The sequence below is a fragment of the Cytobacillus spartinae genome, assembly GCF_042865285.1.
In the GTDB taxonomy this organism is placed as follows: Bacteria; Bacillota; Bacilli; order Bacillales; family Cytobacillaceae; genus Robertmurraya_A; species Robertmurraya_A spartinae.
Genome location: NZ_JBIACK010000009.1, coordinates 1 through 21,858, shown reverse-complemented (window position 1 = coordinate 21,858; position 21,858 = coordinate 1). Strand labels below are relative to the sequence as shown.

Sequence of the window (21,858 nt, the reverse complement as noted above, 5' to 3'; positions counted from 1 at the left end):
TTACTTAACCTCTAAAGCTTTTGGCTGATTCTGGCTAATCATACTTGTAGAGGATTCTCCTTTATTATAACTCTCTGAAAATCTCTTTTTATGTGCTCTTTTCTCTAAGAAATCTTTAAGGCCATACCCTATTAGATTAAAGGTGAGGATACTTAAAGCGATACAGCCTGCAGGGAAGAATGAAATCCAAGGAGCGTCACGAATATCTAACATTGCATCTGCTAGCAAAGTCCCCCATGAAAAAGACAAATTGACTGTATAAGTGGAACCCGTATCTGGATTTAGAACAAAGATTTGCGATAAGAACACCTGCATAATTCCTAATCCACCTAGTAAAAACATGACTCTTCCAAGATCTGAAATAAAAATAAAGATGACCTTTTGATATAGATTTGGAATGTAATAATGTCTAACCAGCTGGAAGCCATTACTACCGGCTGAAATCGCAGCATTTATATAATCATTTTTATTAATTTTTATAAATTCCTGTCTAAATACTTCACTTATTCTTCCTACTTCTAAAAGTGCTATTAATACAATCAGTACACCATGCCTTATATGTGATTCTTGAATGGATGGTATGCTTCCTACTAATATCACTAATATAATGGTAGGTAAAAACGATAAAACACTATTACTTAATCCAAGGAATCCATTCGCCCCTCTATGAACAGATGCAAAATATCCTAGAGGGATACTTATACAGAATCTGATTAAGGTAATGACAAGGACCTCTGTTAAGGTTTCCTTTGCTCCTAAAACGAGCAAATTCAACATTGGCCTACCTGCTCGATCAGAACCAAACAGATAATATTCCCCTGGCGCAAGAGGCGGGAATAGTGGCTTTCCATCTATCCATATAAACTTTGGTGAATCAAGCTTTGTATCTTCTAATAGAAATGGTCCAATAAATGCTGTAAACAATAAGCCACCTAATAAAAAGGAACCAATCATTAAGGCTGGATAAAGTCGAAACCATTTAACCGTAAGATGATAGGCATGCTTGTAAGGAAATTCTTTTATAAAGTAGAAAATTCCTTTAAGTAACCGGAATTGGTTCGCACGCGCAATCGTTCTTGATTCTAGTTCATTCTCTATATCAACTGGGACTAGAAAAAACTTTACAATGTCCGTTAACCAAATACTAGTAAGCATAAGGAGTAAGAAAGGTAGTAGGAATCCAATTACAAGATTCGTATCACCTGCTTTAATAGACATAATGAGTTCATTTCCGGCACCTTTATAAAAGCCTAATTTCTCAATTACAGGCAAGCTTGTAAGAATAAAAAGCATGACAGTCTGTGAATAACTTAATACAGTGCCCCACGAATTCCACAAAAGATGGGTGAAAATAATTTTGGTGTCACTTGTCCCTTTTCCTGCAGCAGTGCGGACAAAATCCTTCTTAACATCTTCTAACAAAGAGTGGAACGTAATATTTGAAATATACAGTGTTGGAGCTATAGTGAGGATCGTTAAAGGAAACACTACATTAAACCAGTTTTCATGGCCATAGAGGTCTAACTTTGGGAACCCCATCCTCATTAGTAGAATTAATCCAAACTGAATAGCAATAAATAGGAAGAAGTCTGGAATCGTCCCAAAGAGCATCTCTTTTACTTTCCAAACCCTTCCTATCCTTTTTTCTCGATAAATGAAACTGAAAATCCCTAGTATGACGCCACCAACCATACTAATCAAAAACGCAGGAATAACCAGCTTCAAGCTTCTAAGAAAATAACTCTCAACATGCTCCCATACTGGAAAGCTGTATCGGTTTTCTGCACCTTCGATGTAAATCTCTTTATAATACTGGTAAACTCCCTTTAATACCTCAATTTCATCGCTTTTAATAGCATAAAAATCAGCATCCGTCGCGATAAGAATTGCATATGTAATCACAATGGATGCAAGTAATAAAATGATAAAACTCCTTAGCATTTTGCCAAACAGTGCTATCAAGAATATACCCCCTTTGCACGTAACCCTCTGTGAAAAGTCCCTAATTAAATATCAATTTAATCAGATTTAGGCTGTTATTTTTTTCTGTTTCTATTTATTTATTGGCACCTTGATGTTTTATAAAATACAGCTTCAGCAAAAAGTGTATTTACAAATTCGTTTAGTTCCCCCCTTTCGATTCACAGTTATGTATAAAATTACCATTCGTAAAATAGATTTTCAATATTATTTTAGAAAAATTTTACAAATATTAAGAATTTTTAAGTTAGAGAAAACTTAAAATAGCCCCTCGGATACAACAAAAAAACTGCAGGCAACTTGAATATCATCAAGAATGTCTACAGTCTTATCTAACAAAAATCACATATAACTTCTAAATACAAAGGTTATGTAATCTGTAACACTCGTATTAATTTCACCCTTATCAGTAGATGTTCGTAAAATCTCTAATAGTCCTGATAACAATCCTACTGCGACACTTCTAGCCAATATGTCCCCGCTTTTGTTATCGGGAAAACCAAAGTTAGGCAAGAACAGTCGTATATTAATGGTGATCATTTTAATTATCTCTTCTGTTGTGTTCTCATACTTTGTACCGGCTGAGGCATCCGTAAGGAGTAATATCTCATCACGATAATCACTCATTAAATGTGCAAACTCAAGGATATCAAAAGGCGCATCAGCTGCATGTATCTTCGTTCTAGTTGCTTTTTCCTTTATATAGTCATATAACCCTTCTTTAGCGGTAGATACTAGATGCTCAAATAATACTTCTTTACCTGAAAAATATTTATAAATATTCCCGCTAGTAATATTTGCGTTTTTAGCAATCCTTCTTATGGATGTTTGCTGGAATCCATTTTCAATGAACTCTCTTTTTGCTTCTCTCAAAATCGCGTTTTTTATCTCAGGTTTTTGCACTTGAACCATTTTAACCTACACTCCAAAGTTCGTTATGATACGATCTGAATGATGTCTTCTGGGGAATACACCGTATAGTCCGGCCCTTCTGATTGGACAGCCTCTAATGCATCGTAACCCCATCCAACCCAGATTATTTTTACATTACTTTTTTTACATGCTACAACATCCCTATGCTCATCACCAACATAGATAACTTCGTCTGCCTGTAGTCCGTGAGCTTTCAAGAACTTCTTGATAACCTTATCTTTCCCAAAGATTCTTTTAGCGGAGAGTACCTCTGTAATAACCTCCTCCATCTCATTTCTCTTTAAAAAATCTTTAATATTCTCTACAGAATTAGACGAGATAATGGCAAGTTGATAGCCCATCTTTCTCAATTCGCTTAACATGTCTTTTATGCCGTTAAATAGTGTCATTTCATTTATAGAGTCTCTTAACATGGCAATTAGTTCTGGCATGACAATCGGAATTTTATAAAATGGGAAATTTAACAACTTACTTCTCTCATTAATCGTTAATTTCCTCAAGGACTCTAGCTCTCCAGGTTGAACTTTCTTGTAATTATGCTTATCCGCTAAACCATTCCAAACTGAAACGAATGCACTCCTTGAATCAGCAAGAGTACCATCAAAATCAAAAATTATATACTTTATCATCTTGTTTTCTCCTTATAATCAAAAATGGAATTAAATGGATGTGTTTATTTTAACGAAAATACAAGCAAAAGTAAACAATTGATTACTTTTAAGATAAATAAAAACCTTCCTGCCCCTTGAGGCCTGGAAGGTTTATGTTAATGCTATCGATACAATTATTCTTGCAAATTCAGCAGATATTTGAAGACTATGGGCAGTATTATCGCCAATTAATATTAATAACGAAAAAAGGAATTGGGAAGGTGAAGTCCTGATACCTTTTGTTGACATCTAAGAACAGTAATTTGCTGTCTTTTTTGCCGATTACTTTTCACTTGTGATTAGGTTATAAGTCGCTCCAATTAAATTGGAATCATTTAAAAACTCGCACCTTACTACTTCAGCTCTTGGAATGTCTTCATTAAAATGTACATAGATTTTATTAAGATTCTTTTTAATCAAGTCTATAAGTAAGTCTTGCGCGCTGATTCCGCCGCCAATTGCTATTTTCTCCGGATCATAGATACATTGGAGATTGTATATCTGAGTTGCAATTCTTTGAGTAAATCTATTTAAAACCTCTAGAACTTCTCCATCCCCATTGTTGGCCATTTCAAAAATCTTCACACCATCTAGCTCATTTACATCCATGTTCTTTGCCTGTGCAACTTCCTTATTAAGAGTCGATGCTCCATTCTGAAGAGCCCAACGGTATTTTGAATCAAAAAATGCATCAATGTTTGTGCCAATAAAACTAAATTCTCCGGCAAAGAAATTTTTACCTTTATGTACTTTTCGGTCCTTAATAATTCCTCCACCAATCCCAGTCCCTAGTACAATGACGATTCCATCATCACAATCCTTTAAACTTCCTTTCCAGGTTTCAGCGAGAGCAGCACATTTGCCATCGTTCTCAATCGAAATATTCGTTGGACATCTTTTATGTAACAATTCTTTTATATTTAGATTACTAATATAGGTCAAAGCCCCTCCAGTCAATGCAATCCCATTTTTACTATCAATAATCCCTGGCATACTAATAGGCATCCCAACAATTTGTTGCTCATATTTATCGTAAAGATATCCAATCGCTTCGATTAAAGCCTCGATCCCTTCATAAGGTGTCTTTACAGATCCTCTTTCTAAGATGTTCGTGTTTTGATCCATCAAAGCATATTTTATAAAAGTACCGCCAATATCTATCGCTAAGTATTTCATAAGCCGATCTCCTCTTGAAAATTATTTGGTTTTTTCACAATAGAAAAACGGAGCCTCTCATTAGATAGCTCCAAATTCCTTACCACTCACTCTGACGTTAAACAAATACATTCACTTTTAACGGTTCTGAAGATAAGTTTCCATAATATTTTTGACTTTCTCTGAATCATCCGACTTAATCATATAATGATCCCCCTCTAATCGTCCAGAAACATCCTTCACACCCTGGACCTTTAAAAAATCTAATACATCATCAATCTCTTCAGCTTGTGTTAACAATACCTTTTGACCAATATACTCGTCATTTACATAAACATCATATGCATCATGCGCATTTTTTAAGCTATCGCCATCAGCAGTCGTTTCAAAAAATGGGAAAAAAGGGTATCCTGAACCTGTTCCGCCATTATTACTATTAAATATTTGCATTAAGGTCACCTCTATTGATTTTTATACTAGATGCGAGAAATTTAAACTCTGTTTCTGTCTCAAAAAAATTTTAACCAAAACCCTTCGCTCTAGTGTGGTTATTTTCCTTAGGAAGATGATTTTAGCTTTTCCTAGTAATTGTAAGAAATGCATGCGGCTTTCGCTTAAGATAAAATAGCTTGTAGTTAAAACACTGTTCTTTTAATGACACCATCTCTCTCTGGGAGCTAGTAAACTAATTACAGTCAAAAATAAAAACCCTGCAACTGATGTAGTTTAAAACTACATCAGTTACAGGGTAGTATTAATTACGAATGTTAAACATTTTCAGAAGCAATTTTAACTTCTTTGCTATCTTTGTTCATTAATTTACGTACATATGGAATCACCCAGCGGTCTAAACCATAGTAACCAGCGTTCATTCCGGCAGCTAGGATAATGAAACCTAAGAAAATGTCAGTAGGGTTGTGAGATACAGTTCCCGCTAAGAAGAAAGAGAAGTTCATTACTAAGCCAAAGAATGCAGCTGCAGTAGTTAAGCAACCTAGAATCAATCCAAGACCTACTAGGAATTCACCCCAAGGAACTAAGAAGTTAAATAAGCCCACATTCGGGATTGCTACGCCCTCTAAGAAAGATACGTACCAGCTGTACACCATGTTACCATCTGGACCTTTTACCGGATTAGCTACCGCATTACCTAGATAACCTGAAGCATCAAAACCACCTGTAATTTTACCCCATCCTGCTGTCATCCAAGCATACCCTAGATATAAACGAATGACTGTTAAAATACCTGCCGCAATCTTGTTTTCTCTTAAAAATTTGTTAAACATAAAGCATTCCGCCTTTCAAAAATCCGAATTTGTAAACGAATTCTTCAAAAAACGAATGGGATTTTAAGAAAAAGGATAATTGCTCAGCTACTCTAAACTTTAGTAGTTCTTCATTCGTTTTATTTAATTATCTCGTCTACAATTAAAATATAAACCATTCGTGGCTAGAATAAAATGGGTCTGTGAAGTTGTTCACAATTTGTTAAAAGCTTGTTGACAGAATGATGAACAAAGGGTGTTTACTATGTCAAATCTAAATTACTAGGTCTGCTGTTACGAAATTGTAACTATATCAATACTCTTCGCCAATTTTGGAAACAAAAAAGGGGCACTAATTTTAGTGCTCCCCCATTATCTCTATATAAAATAAAAAACCACCAAATATGTATTTTGGTGGAGACGGTGGGAGTCGAACCCACGTCCAAAGATATCGCCACTTAAGCTTCTACGAGTGTAGTCGATATATTCGTAATTCGTTGCAACATCTGCCTACCGACGGGCGCCCGAGCAACTAGTCTGGTTGTTCTCTTCCTTCATCCTCAGACGGTGGAATCCGGCGTAGCCCACTTAGAGTGAGTCCGCTACCCTACCACATGGGCGATGGAGGGGCGAACAGCCTTGCAGGTTATTAAGCTGCGAAAGCTAAGTTGTTGTTTTGTTTGCCAGTTATAGGCTTTGACGTTTTAACGAGGCCGATCCCCTCGACTCGCAACCCAAGCTCGAACTACCCCTGTCGAATCCGTAACGTCCCCTTCATATAAAGGTCCGCTGTGGTTTTTCACACATGCGTACGTTAGGAAAAGCTCTTTGAATAGATGAGCTAAAGTATCGTGTCACTCTCTGTGACACTTATGATTATAACATAGATCTGTCTCTTTTCAAAATGTCAGTTTCTGCTTCCATAACCATCTGTACTGTCAGAAAAAGCAGAAACCTCTACATCTTCTGTCTACCTCGGAAAGCACGTTCAATTTCGCGTTTCGCTTCTTTCTTTTTCAAGTCTTCACGCTTATCGTAATTTTTTTTACCTTTTGCAAGACCAATTAAAAGTTTTGCAAAACCATTTTTAAGATATAGCTTTAGTGGTACAAGAGAATATCCAGCCACTTTTGTTTCACCGATCAGCTTGCTAATTTCTTTTTTATGAAGAAGTAGCTTACGCGTTCTTTCTGGGTCATGATTGTAGCGGTTTCCTTGCTCATACGGACTTATATGCATTCCGACTAAGAATACTTCACCGTTTTTGATCTGTGCATAAGAGTCTTTTAAGTTGACTCTCCCTCCACGAATCGACTTTATTTCTGTTCCTTGAAGAACAATTCCTGCCTCATAGGTTTCTTCTACAAAATAATCATGGTACGCTTTCTTATTTTGTGCGATTGTCTTACCTGCTCCTTTTGGCATTTAGTGTCCCCCTTCCCTAGACGTTTCTCTCTATTTAGTCATTGCTTTATTTTAACAAATTTCTTGTTCTCTCACAAATCCGAGCTTCGTAATGGAGCAAAAGAGAGCCAATTGGGTACTGCACCCCGAAAGTTAGAGTAGATATCTAACTTTATAGGGGCACTACCTTGGGCTCTCTCTTTTTATCAAGATTAACGCTTCTTTTTACGCTTTGCTTTAGGTGCATTCTCAAAATGCTTTTTCTTCTTTTTACCTGGTCCGCTTCCATTACTACCGTTTTTACCTTTTGAACCATTACGACCGTTCTCTGATGGCTTCCCTTTTCTTGGCTTTCTTTCTGTACTACCTGTTTTGAAAACCTTTGGTGCTCCTTCAGATTCCCGTGGTCGGCGAGTCCCCTTCATACCGACAATTTCAAAGTCGATAGAGCGCTCCTCTTTGTCTACCTTAACGACGCGAATGGTAATTTCATCACCAATTCGATATACATTTCCTGTTCTTTCGCCAATCATTGCATAGTGTCGCTCATCATAACGATAGTAGTCATCTGTCATATAACTTACATGAACTAAACCTTCAATCGTGTTAGGAAGCTCTACAAACATACCGAAGTTTGTCACTGAACTTATGATTCCATCGTACTCGACACCAACTTTGTCTTCCATGTACTCTGCTTTTTTGAGTTCATCTGTTTCACGCTCTGCATCTACTGCACGACGCTCCATTTTAGAAGAGTGCTCAGCGATTTCAGGCAACCTTGAATCCCATTTCTCTCTTGTTCCTTGGTCGAGCTTTCCTTCAATTAAGTAAGTTCGAATCAAGCGGTGAACAATCAAGTCTGGGTAACGACGGATTGGCGACGTAAAGTGTGTATAGAACTCTGTCGATAACCCAAAGTGTCCTAGACTTTCTGGATCATACTTAGCCTGTTGCATCGAACGAAGCATTACGGTCGAAACAACCATCTCTTCTGGCTTTCCTTGAACCTCTTCAATGATTTCTTGAAGGGCACGAGGATGCACATCGTTCGCAGTTCCTTTTACGATATAACCAAAATTCGTAATAAACTCGAAAAATCTTCTTAGCTTATCTTCTTTTGGTTCCTCATGGATACGATAGATGAACGGAACATCTAACCAATGAAAATGCTCTGCTACCGTTTCGTTCGCTGCTAACATAAACTCTTCAATAAGTCGTTCTGCCACGGAGCGCTCTCTTAGAACTACGTCGGTCGGCTTCCCTTCCTCATCTACAAGCACTTTCGCTTCTTTAAAATCAAAGTCAATGGCTCCGCGAGTCATACGTTTGTTACGCAGAATTGCTGCAAGCTCCTCCATTAGTTCAAACATTGGAACCAACGGCTCATAACGTTGAATAAGCTCCTCATCTTTATCAGTAAGGATTTTATTAACATCTGTGTATGTCATTCGCTCCTTTGTTTTAATCACACTTTGGAAAATCTCGTGCTTGACCACTTGTCCTTCCGGAGAGATTTCCATTTCACATGAGAGTGTCAGGCGATCTACCTTCGGATTTAACGAACATATTCCATTTGATAATCGGTGTGGAATCATCGGAATCACTCGATCCACTAAGTAAACACTTGTGCCCCGGTCAGCCGCTTCTCGATCAATAGAAGATTCTTCCGTTACATAGTAAGTCACATCCGCAATGTGTACGCCAAGCTTATAGTTTCCATTCTCAAGCTTCGTAACGGTAACGGCATCATCTAAATCCTTTGCATCTGCACCATCAATGGTAACAATCGTTTGGTCTCTTAAATCACGACGGTTTTTAATTTCGTCTTCGTTGATGGTATCTGGTGTATCATTTGCTTGTTGAATAACTTCATCTGGAAATGGACCTGGCAAGCCATGCTTATGTATGACTGAAAGGATATCCACACCTGGATCATTTTTATGACCAAGGACTTCGATAACTTCCCCTTCTGCACTTTTCCTACCTTCAGGGTAAGTTGTTAATTTTACAACGACCTTATGCCCCTCTACTGCTCCTTTTGAAACTTCCTTAGGGATAAAAATATCACTTGCAAATTTTTTATCATCGGGAATCACAAAGCCGAAATGCTTACTTTCTGTGTAAGTACCAACGATTTGGGTAATCCCACGTTCTAAGATTCGAACAATCGTACCTTCTCTTCTTTGCCCTGATGTCTCGGAAGCTACCCGGGCTAAAACAATATCCCCATGCATCGCATTATTTGTTTCATTTGGTGGAATAAAAATATCATCCACACCTGGCTCATCTGGTATGACAAACGCAAACCCTTTTGCGTGGCCTGTTAGTTTCCCTCGAATTAAGTTCATCTTTTCCGGTAGACCGTATCGATTACTTCGGGTTCTTACGACTAGCCCCTTTTCTTCCATGACAACGAGAGCTTTTACAAAATCCTTAAAAGCAGCAGAATCTTCAATGCCGAAAGCTTGCTCTAATTCTTGAACAGTTAGCGGTTTGTATGCTTCATCCTTCATATAATGAAGTAATTTATCAATATGTTGCTGGATATGATTCTCCATAATCTAATCCCTCCTTTTTTTATTGGCAGTTTTTCTTAAAACTTTCCGTACAATAGGTTTCTTTTTGAAAAAGTACAGTTTATGCCCAATTACTTATTATTGTTCCCAATTTAGCTTTTCTAAAAACTGAAAAACATCTTCATGTAGTTGATCCCGTTCTTTGTCCAATGTGATAACGTGGCCAGATTCTTCATACCACTTTATTTCTTTTTCATCGGACTCAACCTCGTTGTAAATGATATTAGCACTATCTGTGTTAATCATATGATCATGGCGAGCTTGGACGACAAAGGTTGGTGCATAAATCATATCCACATGCTCTCGAACATCCGAGATAAGATTTTGTAGAGCTTTTAGCGTTTTCATCGGTGTCTTTTGAAACTCTTCCATCTCCTGTTCAATTTCTTCGTCTGTTTTTCCTTCTCGCTTCTTGTAATCTTTAGCATATTCTAAGATTCCCTGATACATGACCTCTTCGCTTTTGATATACATCGGAGCACACATTGGAACAATTCCCTTTATAGGTACAGTGTAACCTAACTTTAATGAAAATACGCCACCCAGCGAAAGACCCACTGCAGCAATCTCTTTATGACCTTTATTTTTTAAAAACTCATAACCTTCCATTACGTCCTTCCACCAATCAACTGGACCTGTGTGTACTAACTCTTCAGGTGGAACCCCATGGCCCTTATATTGAGGCGCATGACATGTATAACCCTTCTTTTCTAAAAAGCGAGCCAACATTCTGCAATCAGCACTATTCCCTGTGAATCCATGCAGAAGTAGTACTGCTCTATTTCCTCCCTCAAAAGTAAACGGCTTAGGTGCTACAAACTTCATAATAAAACTCCTTTAACTTATCTATGCTTATGTTGTTAGTTTAAACAATCGGATTATGGACAATCCAATAAAATGACTTCAGGTATCCGCTTAATGTTATTTATTTCCAATGTGTAAAAACACAAAAAAACCTGACCCGCTGATGTAGGTCAGGTTGATATTCTTATAGGAAATAAGCAACGATGATCGTTAAAATAAAGAAAACTACAGATAAAACGATTGTCGCACGGTGCAATACTAAGTCAAGTCCACGCGCTTTTTGTTTACCGAAAAGTTGCTCTGCTCCACCTGAGATGGCTCCGGAAAGACCTGCGCTTTTACCAGATTGAAGAAGTACCACAACAATTAGAGCGATTGATACGATCACTAACAAAGTAACAAATAATGTATACATGAGTCCACCTCCTGAACGACGTACATTATTACAGTATTTTTAATGTACCACATATTTGGGTGGGAGACAATAGTTTTTGGGTGTTGGAGGAGATTTCGCTTATTTAGAGAATTTGTTAAGCAAACAAATTAGGGAAGTGATACAAGTTGATTGTTAAAGAATTGTCTGTTCGAAAAAACATAAAAAAGGCTGAAGCTCTTTTGAATCGTCTCCCCGAAGAACACCCTAAGGTTTTGGACATTAAACAGGATTTAGTAAAAATGTGGTCCGGTCAAAAAGGTGAACGTGCAGTGTCCTACTATTTAGACTACCTACCCGAAAAGGAATTCTTCTTTTTACACGACATCCGTCTCCCCCATGGAAAATACCATTTTCAAATTGACTATTTCATAATCTCCTCTCGTTTTATTCTGATCCTAGAATCGAAAAATTTCTACGGAACTTTATTTTTTGATAACTCCTTTAGACAACTCATTCGCACAAGCAATGATCAAGAAGAAGGCTTCCCTGATCCAATTTCACAGGCTAAGTGGCACAAAGTTCAACTATGTGGCTGGCTAGAAGAACAATTTGGATGTAAGCTTCCGGTTGAATATCTGGTTGTCATTAGCCATCCATCTACCATACTTAAGACAGACCCACGTAATATTGAAGTCAAAAAGCATGTGGTCCATGGTCAAAGCCTGTTGGAGAGGATTGAAGAGTTGGGGTCTAAATATAAGGAAGATTGTTTGGATGTAAAGCAGATTAGGAAGCTTTCGAAATTATTGTTGAAGAGTCATGTGGACGAGGATACTGATATTTTGAAGAGATACGGTATTTTAAAAGATGAGTTAATAAAGGGAGTACAGTGTCCGGGGTGTAAGAGATTTGCTATGGTGCGGGAGAAAAGGAAGTGGTTATGTCAAAGTTGTGGGAAATTTGATAAGTTAGCACACTTTGAGGCAATAAAAGATTACTTTTTACTAGTAGGAGAGACGATAACTAACCAACAATTCAGAGACTTTGTTGGTATAGCATCTGTGGATATGGCATCTAAACTGTTAATTAGAATGAAATTACCTTCATCCGGCACAAATAAAGGAAGATACTACTATTCTTCTAAAGATTTTTTCAGCGGATGACTTTATTTCGAAGGTATATTCGCCGTTACGAAACATATATTGGACAACACTCTAAATATATTCGCCGTCGTGTTAATTTTATTGGACAAAGTAGACTTTATATTGGACAAACTCATATTTTTATTCGCCAAAGCACCTTACCACAACACCCTTCACCACCGCAACAAAAAAGGCGACCACCCAACAAACCCGGCGGTCACCCCCACAAACTCAATATTACTTCTTCAAATTATAAAAACTCTTCAACCCATCATACACCGCTAAATCGCCAAGCTCGTCTTCGATGCGAAGAAGTTGGTTGTACTTCGCGATACGGTCTGTACGTGACATTGAACCCGTTTTGATTTGTCCAGCGTTTGTTGCAACTGCGATATCAGAGATGGTTACATCTTCAGTTTCACCAGAACGGTGAGAAACTACTGCTGTGTAGCCAGCGCGTTTCGCCATTTCGATTGCTTCGAACGTTTCTGTTAATGTACCAATTTGGTTTACTTTGATAAGGATTGAGTTACCTACACCTTTTTCGATCCCTTCAGCAAGCTTCTTCGTGTTTGTAACGAATAGATCGTCACCAACTAATTGTACTTTTCCACCGATACGCTCAGTTAAAAGCTTGTGGCCATCCCAGTCGTTTTCATCTAAACCGTCTTCGATTGAGATGATTGGGAATTCGTTTACTAGCTCTTCATAGAAGTTAACCATTGCTTCTGAAGTTAGACCTGTACGGCCTTCACCAGCTAAGTCATACTTACCAGTTTCTTTGTTGTAGAATTCAGAAGAAGCAACGTCCATAGCAAGTAAAATATCTTTACCTGGCTCGTAGCCTGCATTTTTAATAGCAGTCATAATAACTTCTAATGCTTCACGGTTTGAACCAAGGTTTGGAGCGAATCCACCTTCGTCACCTACAGCTGTGTTTAAGCCTTTTTCAGAAAGAACTTTCTTCAAGCTATGGAATACTTCTGCACCCATACGGATTGCTTCTTTGAATGTAGGAGCACCTACAGGCATGATCATGAACTCTTGGAAGTCCACGTTGTTATCAGCGTGAGATCCACCGTTAATGATGTTCATCATTGGAGTTGGAAGTTGCTTCGCATTGAATCCACCTAGATAACGGTATAATGGAAGACCCACAAATTCTGCTGCTGCATGAGCACAAGCCATAGATACACCAAGGATAGCGTTAGCACCCAATTTACTTTTGTTTTCAGTTCCGTCTAGTTCGATCATTGTACGGTCGATTCCAGCTTGGTCTGTTACGTCCATGCCGATGATCTCTTCAGCGATAAGCGTGTTCACGTTCTCAACTGCTTTTAGAACACCTTTTCCTAGGTAACGATCTTTGTCACCATCGCGAAGTTCTACTGCTTCGTGCTCACCAGTAGATGCACCAGATGGAACGATTGCGCGTCCGAAGAAACCAGACTCTGTTATTACTTCTACTTCAACTGTTGGGTTTCCACGAGAATCAAGTACTTCACGAGCATATACATGTTGGATATATGGCATTTAAAATCTCTCCTTATTATAAAAAATTATTTTTTAAGTAATGTCGTACCAGTCATTTCAGCTGGTTTTTGCAAGTTTAGAAGGTCTAGCATGGTTGGGGCTAAATCTCCAAGAATTCCATCTTGTCGAAGCTCAGCACCTTCACGCGTCACAATCACTGGCACAGGATTAGTCGTATGTGCAGTCATTGGATTTCCTTCAAGTGTTACTACTTCATCTGCATTTCCGTGGTCGGCCGTAATGATGGCTGTTCCACCCTTTGAAACGATTAAATCAACCACTTTGCCTAGACACTCGTCGACCGTTTCAATCGCTTTAATGGTCGGCTCTAGCATTCCAGAATGTCCTACCATGTCTGGGTTTGCGTAGTTTAAAATAATCGCATCAAAGTTATCGTCTTGAATCTCTTTCAATAGTGCATCCGTTACTTCATAAGCACTCATTTCAGGCTTAAGATCATATGTAGCAACTTTTGGAGAATCAATTAGAATTCTTTTTTCACCAGGAAATTCCGCTTCGCGACCCCCGCTCATAAAGAACGTTACATGTGGGTATTTCTCTGTTTCTGCGATTCGTAGCTGACTAAGACCATTTTGAGCTAACACTTCACCAATGGTGTTGTCTAGGTTTGTTGGTTTGAACGCAACATATCCATCAACTGTTTCACTAAAATGAGTCAAGCAAACGAAATGTAAGTTTTTCGGGTGCTTAGGTCCACGATCGAATGAACGGAAATCCTCATTTGTAAATGTGTTAGAGATTTGAATCGCACGGTCTGGACGGAAGTTATAAAAAATAACCGCATCGTTATCCTGAATCGTTGCAACTGGCTCTCCATTTTCTTTTGTGATGACTGAAGGAAGGACGAATTCGTCAAAAATTCCGTTACGATAGGAATCTTCCACTACTTCCATTGGGCTAGAGTATAATGGACCATCTCCATAAACCATCGCTCTATACGCTTTTTCCACACGCTCCCAGCGCTTATCGCGGTCCATTGAGTAGTAACGTCCAGAGATGGAAGCTAGTTCCCCAACTCCATATTCCTTCATTTTTTCCATTAGTTCCTCAATATATGTCCCTGCTGATTGTGGACTAACATCACGGCCGTCTAAGAATCCATGAACGTATACGTTTTTCACACCTTCTTCAGCAGCTAGGCGAAGAAGAGCATATAGATGATGAATATGGCTATGAACACCACCATCAGATAATAATCCGAATAAATGAAGATTTGTGCCATTGTTTTTTGCATGATTTATTGCATCAAGGAAGGTTTCATTTTTCTCGAATTCCCCTTCACGAATCGCAATATTCACTTTTGTTAAACTCTGATAGACGATTCGACCTGCACCGATGTTTAGGTGACCAACTTCCGAGTTACCCATTTGACCTTCAGGAAGCCCTACCGCTTCACCAGAAGCAACTAAAGTCGAATGAGGGTAGTGGTTCCAAAAGCGTTCATAATTCGGCTTGTTTGCTTGAGCGACTGCGTTTCCGGTACGCTCTCCTCTTAAAGCAAAGCCGTCTAAAATAATTAAGGCTACTGGAGCTTTACTCATTCTTGCCTGCCTCCAAAAGCTGTAGGAAGGATTGTGCTTCTAAGCTTGCTCCACCAACTAGTGCACCATCAATATCTGGTTGAGCCATGTATTCAGCAATGTTTCCTGGTTTCACGCTACCACCGTACTGAATACGGACTGCATCAGCCACATCTTGTGAAAATTGTTCACTAATCACTTTACGGATGTGTGAGCAAGTTTCATTTGCATCTTCAGCAGTTGATGATTTTCCAGTTCCGATCGCCCAAATTGGTTCATAAGCAATAACAGTTTGCTTCACTTGATCTTCAGTTAGGCCTACAAGAGCTTGCTTGATTTGGCCACCAACAAAATCGTTCGTTTCTCCGTTTTCTCGCTGCTCTAGTGTCTCCCCACAGCAAACAATTGGAGTTAGATTATGTTTGAAAGCAGCCAATGTTTTTTTGTTTACAGAGTCATCTGTTTCATTAAACATTTCACGACGCTCTGAATGTCCGATAATGACATATTTAACACCTAAATCTGCTAAGGCAACTGGACTAATTTCCCCAGTAAAAGCACCGCTTTCTTCAAAGTGCATGTTTTGTGCTCCGATTTCTACATCATAATCTTTTGAACTTTCCACTAATCTTTCTAAAAATAATGCCGGCGCACAAACTACTGAATCTACTTGATCTTTAGAGGGAACCAACCCATTAACCTCTTCTAAAAAGCTTTTTGCTTCAGAAATCGTTTTGTGCATTTTCCAGTTCCCTGCAATGATTGGTTTACGCATGCTGCTCATTCCTTTCATGCCATTTTTCAAAAGCCGTTTTTACTCTCTCTGCCTAAACCATTTTTTAGACAGCTGGTTATGCGTGTAAGCCTAAGTCTTTTACTTATCGTTTAATGCCACTACTCCAGGAAGTGCTTTCCCTTCCATAAACTCTAGAGAAGCGCCTCCACCTGTAGAAATGTGACTCATTTTATCAGCAAGGTTGAACTTTTCAACTGCAGCTGCTGAGTCTCCACCACCGATTACTGAATAGGTTCCTTGAGATTCTGCTAGTGCTTCTGCAACCGCTTTTGTTCCACCAGCAAACTTCTCCATTTCAAATACACCCATCGGTCCATTCCAAATCACTAGCTTTGACTCTTTAATGACACCACTGTAAAGTTCAGCTGTTTTTGGACCAATATCAAGTGATTGCCAATCAGATGGTATTTCTTCTATAGAAACAACCTTTGTGTTAGCAGTTTCTGAGAATTCGTCAGCTACAACAGCATCAATAGGCATATAGAATTTTACGCCTTTTTCTTCTGCTTTTTGTATGAACGATTTAGCTAAGTCAATTTTATCCTCTTCTAGAAGGCTTTGACCGATTTCGTGACCTTGAGCTTTAACAAACGTATAAGCTAAGCCACCACCAATAATTAGGTTATCAACTTTTTCTAAAAGGTTTTCAATGACACCGATCTTATCTTTAACCTTTGCCCCACCAATGATGGCTGTGAAAGGTCTTTCTGGATTCGATAATGCTTTCCCAAGAACATCAAGTTCTTTTTCCATTAGTAGTCCAGAAACTGCTGGTAAGTGGTGAGCGATCCCTTCTGTTGAAGCATGAGCACGGTGAGCTGCACCAAACGCATCATTCACATAAACATCCGCAAGTTCTGCAAAAGCTTTTGCTAATTCAGAATCGTTCTTCTCTTCACCTGGATAAAAACGAACGTTTTCTAAAAGAAGAACCTCGCCTTCGTTTAAAGTTCCGATTTGAGATTTAACAGACTCTCCATAGGCTTCGTCTGTTTTTTGAACATCCTTACCTAAAAGTTCAGATAAACGTTTCGCAACTGGAGTAAGTCTCATTTCTTCTACAACAGAACCCTTTGGGCGTCCAAGATGGCTAGCTAAAATAACTTTTGCCCCTTGATCCATTAAGTATTGGATTGTAGGAAGGGCAGCACGAATACGTGTTTCATCGGTTACTTGTCCATCCTTCATCGGGACGTTAAAATCGACACGACAAAAGACTCGTTTCCCTTTTAAATCAACGTCTTTTACACTTTTTTTGTTCATTGCTAAGGTCCTCCTTAATTATGTAAGGCTGAAAGTGACAAGGCTTTTCCGTGTATATACCACCCGAAAAAGGCCAAAAAACATAATGAAAGGGAGGGGGAAATTCCCCGCTCCCCTTTTTTAAAACCTTATCCTGTTCCACCAATTAATAAACTCTACTATGAGTTTTAATTTAACGAACTTGATGCAGTTTATACACTTGGAATAATTGTCCTTCCAAGGAAAGTTTCACCTTTTTTATTATAGTCGTTCATGATTTTAGAATCCATAAATTCCATGAACAAATTTAGGATAATTTTATCAGCATGAACTACTTGTCATTAAAGACCTTTTTTAGCAATGAAGTCGATTAAATCAACTACACGGTGAGAGTAACCTGACTCGTTGTCATACCAAGAAATTACTTTTACCATGCTGCCTTCCATAACCATTGTTGAAAGAGCATCAATTGTTGAAGAGTAAGGGTTACCGTTATAGTCACCAGATACTAATGGCTCTTCACTGTATCCAAGAATTCCTTTTAATGGACCTTCTGAAGCTTCTTTAAATTTAGCATTAACTTCTTCAGCTGTTACTTCTTTATCAAGCTCAACAACTAGGTCAACTAGGGAAACGTTTGGAGTTGGAACACGCATTGCCCCACCATTTAATTTACCTTTTAACTCAGGTAAAACTAATGATACAGCTTTAGCAGCACCAGTCGTTGTTGGGATGATGTTCTCAGCTGCTGCACGAGCACGACGGTAGTCTTTGTGTGGTAAGTCTAGAATTTGTTGATCATTTGTGTATGAGTGAACAGTTGTCATCATACCGCGCTTGATACCAAAGTTTTCGTGTAAAACTTTAGCAAATGGTGCTAAACAGTTTGTTGTACAAGATGCGTTAGAAATTACGTGGTGGTTCGCCGCATCGTACTTGTCATCATTAACACCCATAACAATCGTAATATCTTCATTAGATGCAGGAGCTGAGATAATTACTTTTTTAGCACCAGCTTCTAAGTGTTTAGCAGCATCTTCGCGTTTTGTGAAGCGACCAGTTGATTCAACAACTACTTCTACACCAAGGTCTCCCCAACCTAATTGAGCTGGATCACGCTCTGCAAGTACTTTCACTTTTTTACCACCAACAACTAGTGAATCACCATCAACCGTAACGTCTTGGTCAAGTTTACCGTGTACAGAGTCATATTTTAAAAGGTGAGCAAGCATGTTAGCGTCTGTTAAATCGTTAACTGCTACTACCTCTACGTTAGGATTGTTTAATGCTGCACGGAATACAATACGTCCAATTCTACCAAATCCATTAATACCAACTTTTACTGCCATGTTTATTTCCTCCTTTAATTATGTGTAAGGATATTTTTAATAGGGGGTTACCCTTTTAATAACTGTTTCGCTGCACCTTCATCTGTAATTAAGACTGTGTTAGTTGGTGCTTGCTTCATATAAGCTCTAATTGCTTTTTCCTTTGATGAACCACCAGCTACCGCAATAACATGTTCGACATTTACTAAATCATCAAGTTGTAGTCCTACTGTATGTACTTTATGAACCACTTCCCCAGCTTCATTAAAATAATAGCCGAATGCCTCACCGACAGCTTGTGCATGTTGGATTTTTTCAATATCCTCTCGACTGGTTTTTCGACGCTCCGCCATTGTTATAGCGTCTCCAATCCCATGCAAAACCATGCTCGCAGACTTAATTAAACTTAAAACTTCTTTAATATTAGGCTCTTTTAAAATTGTTTTATATGTTTCACTGCTTACTTGATCAGGAACATATAGAACTCGGTGCTTCGAATGGGTCTTTTCTGCCATCAAGGCACAAATCGTGTTGGCTTGGTTTTTAACATCCTCTCCGATTCCACCTCTTGCAGGGACAAACAGTAAATCATTAAGTTCAGGGGTTAACATTTCTGCTACTGCAGCCATCGTGGAGCCACCAGTAACTGCGATGATATTTTTTCCCTTAAGTGATGCTTTCATACAATTTGTACAAGCTCTACCCAATTCACTTTTTACCCAAGGTGATTCATCACTATCACCGGAGACGATGATTACTCTTTGAACACCTAGTTGTTTTTGTAACTGATCTTCCATTTTGTCTATTCCCGTAATCTCTCTCATTACACCTTCTAAGCTTTCAAGAAGTTCGGTTCCCTCAGTGGTTAGGCTCATTCCAATACTCTCGACTGAAATTAGGTTCTGGTCCTTTAAGAAGGTAACCTCTCCTCGAAGCACACGCTCCGTTACACCTAAACTCTGTGCAAGACTCCTTCGTCCAACCGGCTCCATCAAACTTATAAACTGTAGGATATGGAATCGTTTTTGCATAACAAACAGTAGATCAGGTAATAATCTTTTCTGAATATCAATTAGTGAATAGGCCATAATTTGCTCCTTTAATCATCTTGGTCATAATAAGTCCCTTATGGTCATATTATGTCCCACGAACCACAAAAAAAATCACCCCTGTTTACAAGTTCATTCTAACAGGAGTAATTTTATAATTCAACTTATAAAGTGCGGATTTTTTTTGTAAGCGCTTCGTTTATGAACATTTTGTCAATTTGCCCGAATTGCACTTCTTCCCCGTCTATTTCGACAACCGGAACCATGAGCCCATACTTCTCCGTAAGCTCATCGCTTTCGTCAATATCAAACTCTTCATATTCAAAATCATACTCTTCTTTTAGTTCCATGACGATTGTTTTTCCTTTGTCACATAAAGGGCAGCGGTTTCTTGTGTAAAATTTTACTGAAGGCATGTTGAGACTCCTTTTCTAACTTTGATTTCCATTTCAGCCGTTGATATTAATCGTAAGCGAATACTATTCATACCGTTTCCGTTTTGAAGAGGATGCTATTCCTAGCTGATCTCGGTATTTGGCTATTGTTCTTCGCGATACGATGATTCCTTCATTTTCTTTTAATAGATGAACAATTTCCTGGTCAGATAATGGCTTTCGCTTATCCTCGTTTTTAATTAACTCAGATATTTCATTTTTCACTTGTTGTGATGATGTATTTTCGTCAGATGTTGTTTGGATGGTGCTGCTAAAGAATGATTTTAACTCAAACGTTCCAAAAGGTGTCTGTACATATTTTTCACGCACCGCTCGACTAACAGTAGATTCGTGTATTTCTAGTTCTTCAGCAATATCTTTCATAACCATCGGTTTCAAGTAAGATGGTCCTTTTACAAAAAAATCCGTTTGCTTTTCAACAATTTTAATGGCTACTTTTGTTAAGGTTTCTTTTCTTTGCTCTAAGCTTTTCAAAATCCATTGATAGTCTTGTTGTTTTTCTTGTAGGAACTTGTTTACTTGTTGATCATTATAAGAAGTGAAGCGCTTATGATATTCCTCATTAAAGCTGATTTTAGGTATGGTTTCATCAAAAATACTTATCGAGAATGAATCGCCTTCCCATTTTACAACTACGTCGGGAATGATATAAGCAGCCTTATCTGGTTGAAATTCGGATGCAGGTCTAGGATTCAACGTTTGAACTTGGTCGAAAATCTCCTGTATTTGAGTTAATTTTATACCAAGTAACTTAGAAAGTTCTTTCCACTTTTTTTCCGCAAAAAGCTCGAAATGCTCTGAAATAATCAATTCTGCTAACTCATTCTTCTCATCGAGACGCAGAACTTGAAGGTATAAGCATTCTTGAAGATTTCTTGCTCCAATCCCCGCCGGTTCTAAGTCTTGAATGATTGCTAATAGCTTTTCTAATTCCTCTATCGATGTGTTTAATAAAATTGATAACTCTTCTAATGTTGCACCTAGGTAACCGTTTTCATCTATATGTTCGATTAATGTAATTAATATTTTTTCACTATGCGCATCTAGATGCTTTATATTAATCTGTGAAAGTAAAAATTCATCCAGTGTCGTTATCTTTGAACCTATCTGTTCTATCCAACTTTGCTGGTCCTTCTCTACTCTTTTTCGAGTCTTTTTCGTTCGATCGGGACGAGGATCCATCGCCTTAATATTCCCTGACTCCAATTGAATAAGGGGATTTTCAAGCGCTTTGTTCTCAAGGAACGATGTTAGCTCTTGAGTAGAATACTGTAAAAGCGCAATGGCCTGAGTGAGCTCTTGAGTCATCGTTAATTTTAAAGTTTGCTGTTGCCATAAACCAGCCTTTAAATTCATCTCACATTCCCCCTACTTTCATTTTACAATAACGCATGTAAATGTTGAATGGAAATATATTGGCATGATAGAAACTGACCATTATTTTGAGAGCTTAAAATCCGATTTAGAGTTATTACACATATGTATTAATCAGTAAAACTTATATCGAGTAGGAGGAGGTGACGAACCTCCGACCTCTCACACCACCGTACGTACGGACCCGTATACGGCGGTTCAATCTTATACTAAGCATGTACTTTATTGTAATGTTGAACACAAGAGATTAGTCCG

The 21,858-nt window shown here is 38.3% G+C and carries 19 protein-coding genes and 1 other RNA gene; 1 reads left to right on the top strand and 19 read right to left on the bottom strand.

Annotated elements, in window-relative coordinates; all coding sequences use genetic code 11:
- The 11 genes from ACFYKX_RS16810 to secG all read right to left on the bottom strand — a co-directional run bounded on the left by ACFYKX_RS16810 (window position 1) and on the right by secG (window position 11,182).
- Window positions 1–1,962: an ABC transporter permease subunit gene (locus ACFYKX_RS16810; RefSeq protein ID WP_389362230.1), complete on the bottom strand. Its 1,962-nt coding sequence runs from the start codon at window positions 1,960–1,962 to the stop codon at window positions 1–3.
- A 360-nt stretch (window positions 1,963–2,322) separates the two neighbouring features.
- Window positions 2,323–2,892, bottom strand: a complete 570-nt coding sequence (locus tag ACFYKX_RS16805) for a TetR/AcrR family transcriptional regulator (protein ID WP_389362229.1) — start codon at window positions 2,890–2,892, stop codon at window positions 2,323–2,325.
- A 23-nt stretch (window positions 2,893–2,915) separates the two neighbouring features.
- The gene (locus ACFYKX_RS16800; RefSeq protein ID WP_389362228.1) at window positions 2,916–3,542 is read right to left on the bottom strand and encodes an HAD hydrolase-like protein; all 627 of its coding nucleotides are present in this window, start codon (window positions 3,540–3,542) and stop codon (window positions 2,916–2,918) included.
- 303 nt (window positions 3,543–3,845) lie between these two features.
- The gene (locus tag ACFYKX_RS16795; protein ID WP_389362227.1) at window positions 3,846–4,739 is read right to left on the bottom strand and encodes an ROK family protein; all 894 of its coding nucleotides are present in this window, start codon (window positions 4,737–4,739) and stop codon (window positions 3,846–3,848) included.
- Window positions 4,740–4,856: 117 nt separating this feature from the next.
- Window positions 4,857–5,168 carry a hypothetical protein gene (locus ACFYKX_RS16790; RefSeq protein WP_389362226.1) on the bottom strand — a complete coding sequence of 104 codons (312 nt, stop codon included), beginning with the start codon at window positions 5,166–5,168 and terminating at the stop codon, window positions 4,857–4,859.
- A 317-nt stretch (window positions 5,169–5,485) separates the two neighbouring features.
- Window positions 5,486–6,004, bottom strand: a complete 519-nt coding sequence (locus tag ACFYKX_RS16785) for a DoxX family protein (RefSeq protein WP_389362225.1) — start codon at window positions 6,002–6,004, stop codon at window positions 5,486–5,488.
- 391 nt (window positions 6,005–6,395) lie between these two features.
- Window positions 6,396–6,756, bottom strand: a transfer-messenger RNA (tmRNA) gene (gene ssrA, locus ACFYKX_RS16780).
- A gap of 184 nt (window positions 6,757–6,940) precedes the next feature.
- Window positions 6,941–7,408 (bottom strand): SsrA-binding protein SmpB, encoded by a 468-nt coding sequence (smpB, locus tag ACFYKX_RS16775; protein WP_389362224.1) that lies wholly within the window; start codon window positions 7,406–7,408, stop codon window positions 6,941–6,943.
- 191 nt (window positions 7,409–7,599) lie between these two features.
- Window positions 7,600–9,945 (bottom strand): ribonuclease R, encoded by a 2,346-nt coding sequence (gene rnr / locus ACFYKX_RS16770; RefSeq protein WP_389362223.1) that lies wholly within the window; start codon window positions 9,943–9,945, stop codon window positions 7,600–7,602.
- Between the two features lie 96 nt (window positions 9,946–10,041).
- The gene (locus ACFYKX_RS16765) at window positions 10,042–10,788 is read right to left on the bottom strand and encodes an alpha/beta hydrolase (protein WP_389362222.1); all 747 of its coding nucleotides are present in this window, start codon (window positions 10,786–10,788) and stop codon (window positions 10,042–10,044) included.
- 163 nt (window positions 10,789–10,951) lie between these two features.
- Window positions 10,952–11,182 carry a preprotein translocase subunit SecG gene (secG, locus tag ACFYKX_RS16760; protein WP_389362221.1) on the bottom strand — a complete coding sequence of 77 codons (231 nt, stop codon included), beginning with the start codon at window positions 11,180–11,182 and terminating at the stop codon, window positions 10,952–10,954.
- 146 nt (window positions 11,183–11,328) lie between these two features.
- Between secG and ACFYKX_RS16755 the strand changes: the two genes are divergently transcribed.
- Window positions 11,329–12,306 carry a nuclease-related domain-containing protein gene (locus ACFYKX_RS16755; protein WP_389362220.1) on the top strand — a complete coding sequence of 326 codons (978 nt, stop codon included), beginning with the start codon at window positions 11,329–11,331 and terminating at the stop codon, window positions 12,304–12,306.
- 216 nt (window positions 12,307–12,522) lie between these two features.
- On the opposite strand, the gene eno is transcribed toward ACFYKX_RS16755, so the two are convergent.
- From eno to rpoN, 8 genes are all read right to left on the bottom strand, one after another.
- On the bottom strand, window positions 12,523–13,818 hold the full coding sequence (eno, locus tag ACFYKX_RS16750; RefSeq protein WP_389362219.1) for a phosphopyruvate hydratase: 1,296 nt from the start codon (window positions 13,816–13,818) through the stop codon (window positions 12,523–12,525).
- A gap of 26 nt (window positions 13,819–13,844) precedes the next feature.
- Window positions 13,845–15,380, bottom strand: coding sequence for a 2,3-bisphosphoglycerate-independent phosphoglycerate mutase (gpmI, locus tag ACFYKX_RS16745; RefSeq protein WP_389362218.1), 1,536 nt, complete (start codon window positions 15,378–15,380; stop codon window positions 13,845–13,847).
- Window positions 15,373–16,134: a triose-phosphate isomerase gene (gene tpiA, locus ACFYKX_RS16740; RefSeq protein WP_389362217.1), complete on the bottom strand. Its 762-nt coding sequence runs from the start codon at window positions 16,132–16,134 to the stop codon at window positions 15,373–15,375. The genes gpmI and tpiA overlap by 8 nt, the downstream gene beginning before the upstream one ends.
- 99 nt (window positions 16,135–16,233) lie before the next feature.
- Entirely contained in the window at window positions 16,234–17,418 is a 1,185-nt protein-coding gene (locus ACFYKX_RS16735) for a phosphoglycerate kinase (protein WP_389362216.1), read from the bottom strand.
- Window positions 17,419–17,738: 320 nt separating this feature from the next.
- A complete protein-coding gene (gene gap / locus ACFYKX_RS16730) occupies window positions 17,739–18,746 on the bottom strand; it encodes a type I glyceraldehyde-3-phosphate dehydrogenase (protein ID WP_389362215.1) in 1,008 nt (335 codons plus the stop codon).
- A gap of 47 nt (window positions 18,747–18,793) precedes the next feature.
- Window positions 18,794–19,813: a sugar-binding transcriptional regulator gene (locus ACFYKX_RS16725; RefSeq protein WP_389362214.1), complete on the bottom strand. Its 1,020-nt coding sequence runs from the start codon at window positions 19,811–19,813 to the stop codon at window positions 18,794–18,796.
- 125 nt (window positions 19,814–19,938) lie between these two features.
- Window positions 19,939–20,190, bottom strand: coding sequence for a glutaredoxin family protein (locus tag ACFYKX_RS16720; protein WP_389362213.1), 252 nt, complete (start codon window positions 20,188–20,190; stop codon window positions 19,939–19,941).
- A 63-nt stretch (window positions 20,191–20,253) separates the two neighbouring features.
- Window positions 20,254–21,585 carry an RNA polymerase factor sigma-54 gene (gene rpoN, locus ACFYKX_RS16715; RefSeq protein WP_389362212.1) on the bottom strand — a complete coding sequence of 444 codons (1,332 nt, stop codon included), beginning with the start codon at window positions 21,583–21,585 and terminating at the stop codon, window positions 20,254–20,256.
- Window positions 21,586–21,858: the final 273 nt, after the last annotated feature.

Excerpts from the sequence above, each read along its gene's own strand:
- secG (WP_389362221.1), bottom strand. The coding sequence starts at position 11,182 with ATGTATACATTATTTGTTACTTTGTTAGTGATCGTATCAATCGCTCTA.
- tpiA (WP_389362217.1), bottom strand. The coding sequence starts at position 16,134 with ATGCGTAAACCAATCATTGCAGGGAACTGGAAAATGCACAAAACGATT.
- ACFYKX_RS16790 (WP_389362226.1), bottom strand. The coding sequence starts at position 5,168 with ATGCAAATATTTAATAGTAATAATGGCGGAACAGGTTCAGGATACCCT.
- rnr (WP_389362223.1), bottom strand. The coding sequence starts at position 9,945 with ATGGAGAATCATATCCAGCAACATATTGATAAATTACTTCATTATATG.
- ACFYKX_RS16800 (WP_389362228.1), bottom strand. The coding sequence starts at position 3,542 with ATGATAAAGTATATAATTTTTGATTTTGATGGTACTCTTGCTGATTCA.
- rpoN (WP_389362212.1), bottom strand. The coding sequence starts at position 21,585 with ATGAATTTAAAGGCTGGTTTATGGCAACAGCAAACTTTAAAATTAACG.
- ACFYKX_RS16720 (WP_389362213.1), bottom strand. The coding sequence starts at position 20,190 with ATGCCTTCAGTAAAATTTTACACAAGAAACCGCTGCCCTTTATGTGAC.
- ACFYKX_RS16795 (WP_389362227.1), bottom strand. The coding sequence starts at position 4,739 with ATGAAATACTTAGCGATAGATATTGGCGGTACTTTTATAAAATATGCT.
- ACFYKX_RS16725 (WP_389362214.1), bottom strand. The coding sequence starts at position 19,813 with ATGGCCTATTCACTAATTGATATTCAGAAAAGATTATTACCTGATCTA.
- ACFYKX_RS16735 (WP_389362216.1), bottom strand. The coding sequence starts at position 17,418 with ATGAACAAAAAAAGTGTAAAAGACGTTGATTTAAAAGGGAAACGAGTC.
- ACFYKX_RS16805 (WP_389362229.1), bottom strand. The coding sequence starts at position 2,892 with ATGGTTCAAGTGCAAAAACCTGAGATAAAAAACGCGATTTTGAGAGAA.
- gap (WP_389362215.1), bottom strand. The coding sequence starts at position 18,746 with ATGGCAGTAAAAGTTGGTATTAATGGATTTGGTAGAATTGGACGTATT.
- ACFYKX_RS16765 (WP_389362222.1), bottom strand. The coding sequence starts at position 10,788 with ATGAAGTTTGTAGCACCTAAGCCGTTTACTTTTGAGGGAGGAAATAGA.
- smpB (WP_389362224.1), bottom strand. The coding sequence starts at position 7,408 with ATGCCAAAAGGAGCAGGTAAGACAATCGCACAAAATAAGAAAGCGTAC.
- eno (WP_389362219.1), bottom strand. The coding sequence starts at position 13,818 with ATGCCATATATCCAACATGTATATGCTCGTGAAGTACTTGATTCTCGT.
- ACFYKX_RS16785 (WP_389362225.1), bottom strand. The coding sequence starts at position 6,004 with ATGTTTAACAAATTTTTAAGAGAAAACAAGATTGCGGCAGGTATTTTA.
- gpmI (WP_389362218.1), bottom strand. The coding sequence starts at position 15,380 with ATGAGTAAAGCTCCAGTAGCCTTAATTATTTTAGACGGCTTTGCTTTA.